The 296-nt window shown below is 56.4% G+C and carries 1 protein-coding gene; it reads right to left on the minus strand.

Features of this window, described 5'->3' with window-relative positions:
* Positions 1 to 296 (minus strand): hypothetical protein (locus tag IV91_RS16510; protein WP_035419122.1); only part of this gene is annotated, 296 nt, incomplete at both ends.

Raw genomic sequence — 296 nt, forward strand, 5'->3', positions numbered from 1 at the left:
GCCACGGCCCGGCGCATGGCTTCCCCATCGTCACCCTGATCCATCAGGCCCTGCTTGGACAGGGCTTTCCAGCAGCCGATGATCTTGGCAGCGTCGTCCACCTTGAGTTGATTATTCTCGTCTTTCCACAACGCCTGCAAACGGCGATTCACATGGGATTCTTCCACCGCCAGCACGATCACCTTGTAATCTACCAGGAGGCCCCGTTGTACCGCTTCGGAGAAGGTGATGACGAACAGTTCCTTTCCGTACAGGGCTTCATCATCCATGGAACAGAGGGCTACATTCTCCGTCTC

This window comes from Ferrovum myxofaciens (genome assembly GCF_000735045.1).
Lineage (GTDB): Bacteria > Pseudomonadota > Gammaproteobacteria > Burkholderiales > Ferrovaceae > Ferrovum > Ferrovum myxofaciens.